This is a genomic window from Marinobacter sp. L-80 (assembly GCF_056859395.1).
On the sequence record NZ_JBSXOI010000055.1, the window covers coordinates 104,342 to 112,827 of the forward strand.

Consider the following 8,486-nt stretch of genomic DNA (forward strand, 5'->3'; position numbering starts at 1 on the left):
TCGCATTGCTTCCAGCATTCCCGTTGCCGATTCTGTTACTTCTACGTTCGTAGGTGCTTAGAACTGATCCCAATAAGGTGTTTTGCCAAAGAAACCATCAACAAAGTCGATAAAACCTCGTACCTTGCTGGCCAGCAGCTGCCGATGGGCGTAGACCGCATAAAGCGCCATCGGTTGCGGTTCGTACTCTGGAAGGATCACCTGCAATTTTCCGTCCTTGATGGCGTCACCAGCAATAAAGGTTGGCTGCAGGGCTACACCGGCTCCTGCAATGGCCGACTCCACCAGCACATCGCCGTTATTGCTGATCATGCTCCCATCACTCTTTCGCCCCTGGGTCTGCAGCCATTTCTGAAGTGGATGGCCAGGGCCAATGTCCATGTAGCTGTACTGCAGATAGCGATGATGGCTCAGTTCTTCAGGGCTCTGTGGCGTGCCGTGTTGCTTTAGATAGTCGGGCGAGGCGCAAAGCACTAGTCGGACTGGTGCAAGTCGCTTGGCAATTAAAGAGGAGTTTTTCAGGTGACCAATTCGGAGTGCGATGTCGAATCCTTCTTCCAAGATGTCCACTTTCCGGTCGTTCAGCTGCAGGTCGATGCCCACCGCGGGGTGCGCTTTCTGGAATTCACTCAGCAGAGGTGCCATGTGGCGAATGGCAAAAGAGACTGGTGCGCTTATGCGCAACAGCCCCTGGGCCTGGGTTTGCAGGTTGCCGAGCTGATTTTCCATGTCGTCAATGTCGGCCAAGACCTGTTGGGCTCGCTGATGGTAGTGAGTGCCTGCTTCCGTCAGGTGGGTTCGGCGAGTGGTCCGGTTCAGCAGCCGCACACCCAGGTGTGCTTCAAGTTGGGAGACGTATTTGCTGACCAGCTGTGGTGAGGTGTCCAGCCGGTCGGCGGCGCGGGTGAAGGTGCCTTCATTGACCACAGCCACGAAGGCACGCATGGCCTCGATGCGATCCATTGGCCTGTCCTGTTTGAGGGTGTTATCTGATTATCAATATAAAGTTGATAATAAAGCAACAGTATCCGTCTTAGTCTGCTCCATTGGTGATAGTAAAGTGGGTTCATCGCTTCAAACGGGAGCGGCGGGATAAACCAATGAGAGAAAAATTCGAGGTGACGATTATGAACACGCAATTTTAACAGAGACTGTTTCGCTCCAATGGCGGCTATGCGGCATTGGTACTGCGGGTACAGGTTGGTCTGGTTCTGGCAGCCCACGGTGCTCAGAAACTCTTTGGCTGGTTTCGCGGCTACGGTCTGGAAGGCACCGGGCAGTGGCTGGCAAGCATTGGTCTTGAGCCGGGGTACCTGATGGCCTTGCTGGCTGGCGGTGCCGAGTTCTTTGGCGGTCTGGCGTTGGTGCTTGGGTTGCTGACGCGGCCGGCGGCACTGGTTGCGGCGTTTACCATGCTGGTTGCTATATTCTCAGTGCATATCGGCAACGGTTTGTTCATGTCGAATAATGGTTATGAGTACGCTTTGACCTTGCTGGTTGTCACGGTGGCATTGGCGATGCAGGGCGCGGGCCGGTTTGCAGTAGACAATCTGTTTTACAAAGAGGGCTGAATCATGCTGGTCAACGGCGTCTGGAAAGACAACTGGCAACCGGTACAGGCGAAGGATGAACAGGGACGTTTCATCCGCCAGACCTCTTCCTTCCGAAACTGGGTCACCAGGGATGGCGCCCCGGGGCCTACCGGGACGGGCGGGTTCAAGGCAGAGCCGGGGCGCTATCATCTGTACGTGGCCTACATCTGCCCCTGGGCATCACGAACCTTGATTGCTCGTGAGCTTAAAGGACTCAAGGACATCATCGGGGTAACGGTCGTTAACCCACGCCTGACGGATCAGGGCTGGCAATTCGGCGGCTACCCCGGCGCGCAAGAGGACACGCTGAACGGTGCGCGTTACATGCACGAACTTTACACCAGGGCCGATCCACACATCTCTGGCCGCGCCACGGTGCCGGTACTTTGGGATAAACAGGCCGGGACCATTGTTAATAACGAGTCTGCGGATATTCTCCGGATGCTCAACAGCGCTTTCACCGACATTGTGGATGAAGGCCCGGATCTGTACCCGCAGGCATTGGCGGAGGACATCGACAGCCTCAATGAATACCTCTACACGGATCTGAACAATGGGGTCTACCAGGCCGGCTTCGCCTCCAGCCAGGTTGCCTACAACGAAGCCTGTGAAAAGGTGTTTGCGGCGCTGGATGCCATGGAGTCACGCCTGGCAGCGGGTGGCCCGTTTTTGTTCGGGGATCAACTGACGGAAACCGATGTTCGCCTGTTTGTAACGCTGGTGCGTTTTGACGCGGCTTACCACGGCCTGTTCAAGTGTAACCGGAACACGCTGAAAGCCATGCCGCATTTGCACGGTTACATGCATCGGATCCTGGCGCTGGAGAGTATTGCAGATACGGTGAATCTCGACCATATCAAGGCCGGGTATTACTCCATCAAGGCCCTGAACCCGAGCGGCATTGTTCCGGCGGGGCCGGGCAAGCTCTGAACGGAGGAGGCATAGTCATGACGAAAACAACCGATGTGCTGTTCCTTTCCCATGGTGGCGGGCCCATGCCGCTGTTGGGCGATCCGGACCACCGTGAGATGGTGGAAAAACTCACCGAGCTTGCCGGTAAGCTCCACAAACCGTCGGCGATACTGGTGATCAGCGCCCATTGGGAGGCGTCGGTGCCGACGATCACCTCCGGAGCCAATCCCGGGCTTATTTATGACTACGGCGGCTTCCCGGCGGAGGCCTACGAAATCCAGTATCCCTGCCCGGGGGAGCCCGAGTTGGCGAAGCAGGTATACCATGCATTGGAGGCAGCCGGGATCACGGCGCGGCTTGATGACCAACGTGGTTTTGACCACGGCCTGTTTGTACCGCTCAAGCTGATGTACCCGGAAGCGGATATCCCGTGCATCCAGCTGTCGCTTGTAAGCAGCCTGGACGCCGGCACCCACCTGGCCATCGGCCGTGCTTTCCAGGCCCTGGACTATGGTAACCTGCTGGTGATTGGTTCGGGGTTTTCCTTCCACAACATGCGGGCGTTCTTCGCGACCCAGACACCGGAGATTCAGGCGCGCAATGAGGCGTTTGAGCACTGGCTCGAGGAAACCTGTGGCGACCCCAATATGAGCGAATCGGAGCGCGCGGAACGATTGGTTCACTGGGAACAGGCGCCCCATGCCAGGTTCTGCCATCCCCGGGAAGAACACCTGCTGCCGTTGCATGTCTGTTATGGCTTGGCCAATAAACCCTGTGATGCACATTCATCGGTGGCCGTTCTGGGGAAAGAATCAGGATTTTTCTACTGGAAAGCGGGGTGACGGTACGGGTTTCGGGTGGTGACTCCGTTCGCCACCCTTTGATAATCCCGTTCCTCGCAGGAGTCAGCAGAACACAAAGAGAAGGCTACTCCTTCTTCTTGGCGATTAAATACAGCACTGCGCCCGTTAATCCCACAATCACCAACGCTGCAGCAACAATCAACATGGGGTGAATCACGCTCTACCTCATCGTTCAGAAGGATTTTTGCCGCTCGCACCATTTTTTGATGTCGCTTGGATACCACCGGCGGCTACCCATGCCTTTCTTGGAGGGCAACCGGAATCCTTTCGGGAAGTCCGGCATGTAATAATAGTTTTTCATCACACTCGCCTCACTGACCTGCAGAAAATTGGCTACGTCTGCGGGAGTCCAGAGTCGCTCCTCAGTGTCCGGCTCAGTCTTTTCCAGCAGCTTTTCTAGCACTTGAGTGAGTTGTATTAAAGTTTGAGGGATGGCGTTAGTTTCAGGTTCGAACTGGGAAATCTCTCTCATTTTGACCTCCTCGAAGTATCTATTCGAGGAGGGTACGGATCGCAGAGTTTTAGACTGGGCGCTTGTTGCCTGAACGGTTTCATCTTCTTTAGTAGCAATTAGTAACGCGAAATACTAATTGCTACTAACTCATTGGGGCTAGTCGAGTTTTTCCACCAAATCGGAAGGATCCGGCGCGTAGTAAACTGACTGTAGGATCTTCAGGTCCTGATGACCAGAAATTTTGGCAAGCTCCATCGGCCCGAACTTTTGCGATAGCCGCGTGAGGGCCGTTCTACGGGTGTCGTGAAAGTTGATGCCCTCAAGGCCGGCCTTCTTCATGATTTTCCGTGAGAGAGCGTCTCGCTGGCTGGCCGTTACGCAAAATACTGTTGGTGTGCCTTTGGTGTAGTCCAACACATGGTTGAGTATCTTGATGGCCTTTGTTGATAGCGGAACCCACCTTGGTACACCAGTCTTGGTTTCAGGGATATAAACCACGTGTTTGTTGAAATCGATATCTGTTTTTTTCATTTTGCAGATTTCGCCGCCCCGCATTGCCGTTTCTGAGGCGAACAGAAACATGGCACCAACGCGGCTGAGGACCGTTGCTGGTGGTGTTTTGAAACTGAAACCACTCGTTTCGACGTAGGATTCGATTTCAGCATCGGTAATGACCCTGTCTCGCGGTTTATTCTCGGGTGGTCGCGAAACCCCGACCATTGGGTGCTCTTTGAGCCACTGCCACTCCCTCCATGCGAGCTTGCAGGCGTGAGTTAGAAGATTGAACTCTCGATTCACGGTAGAGCCGGAAACTTCCTTCAAGCGCTTGTCACGCCACGCCGAGAAATGCCGGGGGCCAACGTCCGATAGTTTTACGTCGGCCAGCAGCGGATCCCGCATCATTTGATTCAGGCGCGTCACCTCCCATCTTGCGCCTCGTTTTTTGGGGGAGACGTCATCCCGGTAGCGTTCCAGTATGTGGTACATGGTCGCATTGGGTGGTGCTGCACCGGTATCGTGGTGGCCTTGTTCGATTTCATATTCGATCTGGTTAGACCAGGCAACGGCTTCTCGCTTGGCGCGAAAAGTTTTGGAGCGCCGGATACCTTTTTTGAAAACATCCGCTCGCCAACCGGTGGTGGTTTTTTTGAAGCTAGCCACTGATATCCCTCCATGCATCGGAAAACTCGAATGCGACGGCCAGTGGTTGGGCTCGTACGCCCAAAAATTACGGTCGGAGGAATATTAGGAAGAGGGTGGTGCAGTCGTGATTTTGTCGTGACTGGTTTTACCGGATTTTTCCAAATTTAGGAAAATCAGAGGGTTACGAGAAGCAAGAAAAATGGCAATCACGACAGATCAGGGTGTCGATTTTTGCTTTTTAGACAAGGGGTTACGTTATTTGGGGGAGGGTAAAAATGGTGCCCGGAGGCGGAATCGAACCACCGACACGGGGATTTTCAATCTGGCGAATGCTGTTTTTGACAAAAATCGACAGCATTTAACGACAATAAAATCAGCTACGTACTGAGTATTGGTGTTGCTGAGTTTTGTGGAATATCGCCGTTTGTTTTCATTTAGTGTCCCGCCAGTGTCCCATGGGGCAGCCGCAAGCAATTCGAGATAAAGTCTGGACTATTCGGCAGGCCAATACACTTTTACCAATGGCAGTAAACGCTGTCCCTCGATATCGAATCTTTCATAATTAGCCACCACGAGATCCGCCAGAAGGTCGATGTCGATGAGAGTCACCGGAATGGTAGCCCTCTCGGCCTCATATCGAGCTTCCCGAGTAAAGCCTCCGGTGCTAATGAATAACCCTTGGTCGCCTTCTCGAAGGGCGCCGATGAAGCTTCGGATGGGGTTGGAACCCATGCTGCCGCTTCGGTGCTTTACTTCTGCCTTAATTCGAGGCTGAGTCAGACCAAGGCCGTCGGGAGAGGCCAAAACATCTACACCACGGTCAGGCCCTCTGGCGGAAACCCGAGATTGGTAGCCCATGGCCCGTAGCAGGGCTGCAGTAAGCTCTTCCATTTCATCTGGGTCCAAGCCTTGGATTTTGTCTTTGATGAGCTCGTGGCCCCTGGAGACGACTTCCTCTCGAAGTAGCTCGAACTCGGCCTCTGCAGTGGGTGTGTCGTCTGGTGAGGAGGGCAGCTCGGCCGGCTTGCCTGAGAGCCGGTCCTGTACTTCGCTGATGACCGAATCAGAAAGCGAGAATACGGTCAGTACAGAACCCAGACTGTTTCTGGCTGCTTGGCTGAACTGATCACGGGAAACCCTGCCCAGCCACTTCACTTTGCGTATGTGCTGGAACTCTCCTACCTGGTCCGGTTCTGGTCGGAACTCATACTGACCAAGGTCTTCACCAACGAGGTACTCACGATGCTCCTGACTGTACGTGATGAGGGTGTCGCCTTGCTTGATGTCGTCGCGGAACTTGCGAATCATGGCGATGGCGTTCGCAGTCCGCCCAGGCTTTGCGTTACCGAAATGCTGTATGTAGGCCTCCTTAAGCGCTTCGGGACTGCTGTACTGGCGCAGGTCACCTAGGCTATTCCAGCCAATTGCCACACAGTCGTTGTCCTTGAAGTCGTCAAAATAGCGGCCGCCATTGCCAGCGCGAATCATCCAGCCATTTGTCATCTTTACCCCATCTTTTCAGTGTTTTCTGCGGTTACGTTCGAAGCCGCCACCGGTTGAGGCTCGGTTTAGCGCATCTTTCGGCTTCGAGTCAGACCAGTAGTCAGGATTGTCCGAGTAATAGGTTGAGTAAGCCCCGGGGTCGTGGAGTCGACGGGAGAATCCGCATTTTTTGCATTTCATCACCTCATGCTTTTCCGATCCGCATTTGGGACATTTCACATAGGCCATAAAGTAGCACTCCTTTCCGGTGGCTCACTCTCGCTTTGCCTAGAACGCGCGGTAACAATAGCGGGGTTGCGTTCCATCACTAGCCTGTCTATTATTATTGGCAACACGACCCTGGCCTCTTGGTTGCTTGCAACTTACGCTGGGGTTTTTATTTTCTGGCTACCACCAGTCCTTCCAGTCGTCCGTAATCCCCATCCCGCTCAAATCCAGCTTCCTCGATGAGTGCTGCTCTGGAAACTGTTCTAGGTGCTCTGCCAGCCGGTTGTGCCATTCGGTATTCGGGCATATCGACTTTACCAGCATGCGTGTAATGGCCAGCAGCAGGAAGGGTTTGAAGCGGGTGTCTTCGTTGTTGATGAACGCATCACACCAGGCTATCTCGTCCCGTTTGGGGAGCATGGGCTTGGAGGTGATGTTCCGATTCCACAGGCGGCTGTGGTGGGCCACCAGGTTGCGCAGGTAACTCAGGCTGAACAGCCAGCTTTTGAACACCTTCCAGTCGTTCACGCCATAGCGGTTGGCGATGGCTAGCTGGTCTTTTACGTTGAGCATGCTGAACAGCTGGGAGATGGCACCGAAGTCCAGCACCTCCACGGCGACCCATATCGGCAGTTCATCGCCGTGGTTAGCGTGGTAGTGCCGCACGAAGTCTTCCTTAGACCGGCTGACCAGTCCCCGGTATTTGTTCAGCCAGGCATCAAAGGCGGACTGGGGGCTGCCTTTGTGGAAAGGCCGGCTGGCGAAGCCCGGGTGGAAGTGAGCCTTGGTGTTCTCGATATGGGCGAACGGGCTGCGTCTACCCAACAGGTACGACAGGTCTACCCGCAGAGAAATCTCGATACGTTCGAGGGCATCGGCCAGGTACAGGCGCAGCTGTTTGTCGAACAGGTACAGGTGCACTGCGTCCACGAACTGGGTGCCCGGCTGGAACTCGTCCACAGCCTTTGTAGCCAGCTTTCCGGTTCTCTGGTCCAGCACCACCTCGAACTTACGAAACGGATACCAGTAGCCACTGAGGCGGTAGTAGCCGACGCGCTGCAGGTAATCCAGAGCGGCGGCTTCGTCGGTGACCAGCATGCCCCGGGATTTGAGCAGTTCCAGTTGCTCGGTGAAGGGCTTCCATGGCCTGTTGTACACCATTAGTCCAGGGCTCCTTCCACGACGGCTTCGGCCAGCTGGCAGCGGGTTTCACTGGCCTGGTTCAGGCGCTCCTTGAGTTGGTCGCAGAGGGCCATGAGTTCATCGACTTTTTGGACGATGCGGTGTTGTTCTGCCAGGGGGGGAAGGGGCATCAACCAGCTTCTTAGTTTGCCAAGCGAGACAAACGACTGCACACCGCCTGCAGCTTGCTGCTTGAGGTCTTCAGCCGCGTTTTCTAAGAACAGTTTTAGGAAGGGGGGGCTGGAAAGCTCGTCTGAGTAATACTTGAATAAGGCGACGTTTTTTATGCTGAACTCGCGGTTTGTATTCACTATTACGGGATTTCCAATACTGCCAATCATTGCGAACAAAATGTCGCCTTGCCGAACCCTGGATCGCTCCTGAATTTTTTTGTGGTCTGACTCACTGATGAGCTTTACATCATCAAAGGAGAGTTCGCCAGATGAGAGGTTTTTGCTGGTAATCAAAGGATAACCAGCCGTCTCATACCTAGCCCGGATTTCTCATAGTGCTCCAACAACCTTCGCAGACCAAGCCTGGTAGTGCCAGATCCGAGTGGTCATGGTCGAAGTTGGCGATTATTTAGCCAGTTTCCGGCATTCAGGCACAACTCCCCCTTTCCCCCATTGG

The 8,486-nt window shown here is 54.4% G+C and carries 9 protein-coding genes; 3 read left to right on the top strand and 6 right to left on the bottom strand.

All coding sequences use genetic code 11. The features are described 5' to 3' along the window. Window positions 1–57 precede the first annotated feature (57 nt). Window positions 58–963 carry a LysR family transcriptional regulator gene (locus AC13E3_RS07255; RefSeq protein WP_091705345.1) on the bottom strand — a complete coding sequence of 302 codons (906 nt, stop codon included), beginning with the start codon at window positions 961–963 and terminating at the stop codon, window positions 58–60. 188 nt (window positions 964–1,151) lie between these two features. Here AC13E3_RS07255 and AC13E3_RS07260 point away from each other — a divergent pair, with 188 nt between their 5' ends. From AC13E3_RS07260 to AC13E3_RS07270, 3 genes are read left to right on the top strand one after another with little or no spacing between them, the layout of a single operon-like run. Then, on the top strand, window positions 1,152–1,571 hold the full coding sequence (locus tag AC13E3_RS07260; RefSeq protein ID WP_482901869.1) for a DoxX family protein: 420 nt from the start codon (window positions 1,152–1,154) through the stop codon (window positions 1,569–1,571). A 3-nt stretch (window positions 1,572–1,574) separates the two neighbouring features. After that, on the top strand, window positions 1,575–2,522 hold the full coding sequence (locus AC13E3_RS07265) for a glutathione S-transferase family protein (protein WP_482901863.1): 948 nt from the start codon (window positions 1,575–1,577) through the stop codon (window positions 2,520–2,522). 17 nt (window positions 2,523–2,539) lie between these two features. Beyond that, window positions 2,540–3,346 carry a DODA-type extradiol aromatic ring-opening family dioxygenase gene (locus AC13E3_RS07270; RefSeq protein WP_482901864.1) on the top strand — a complete coding sequence of 269 codons (807 nt, stop codon included), beginning with the start codon at window positions 2,540–2,542 and terminating at the stop codon, window positions 3,344–3,346. 193 nt (window positions 3,347–3,539) lie between these two features. On the opposite strand, the gene AC13E3_RS07275 is transcribed toward AC13E3_RS07270, so the two are convergent. The 5 genes from AC13E3_RS07275 to AC13E3_RS07295 form a co-directional block, all read right to left on the bottom strand. Further along, on the bottom strand, window positions 3,540–3,839 hold the full coding sequence (locus AC13E3_RS07275) for a helix-turn-helix transcriptional regulator (RefSeq protein ID WP_178975003.1): 300 nt from the start codon (window positions 3,837–3,839) through the stop codon (window positions 3,540–3,542). 138 nt (window positions 3,840–3,977) lie between these two features. Beyond that, window positions 3,978–4,982 carry a tyrosine-type recombinase/integrase gene (locus tag AC13E3_RS07280; RefSeq protein ID WP_482901865.1) on the bottom strand — a complete coding sequence of 335 codons (1,005 nt, stop codon included), beginning with the start codon at window positions 4,980–4,982 and terminating at the stop codon, window positions 3,978–3,980. A 474-nt stretch (window positions 4,983–5,456) separates the two neighbouring features. After that, entirely contained in the window at window positions 5,457–6,467 is a 1,011-nt protein-coding gene (locus tag AC13E3_RS07285; protein ID WP_482901866.1) for a restriction endonuclease, read from the bottom strand. Window positions 6,468–6,854: 387 nt separating this feature from the next. After that, a complete protein-coding gene (locus AC13E3_RS07290) occupies window positions 6,855–7,835 on the bottom strand; it encodes an Abi family protein (protein ID WP_482901867.1) in 981 nt (326 codons plus the stop codon). Continuing rightward, window positions 7,835–8,323 carry a restriction endonuclease subunit S gene (locus AC13E3_RS07295; RefSeq protein ID WP_482901868.1) on the bottom strand — a complete coding sequence of 163 codons (489 nt, stop codon included), beginning with the start codon at window positions 8,321–8,323 and terminating at the stop codon, window positions 7,835–7,837. The genes AC13E3_RS07290 and AC13E3_RS07295 overlap by 1 nt, the downstream gene beginning before the upstream one ends. Window positions 8,324–8,486 lie beyond the last annotated feature (163 nt).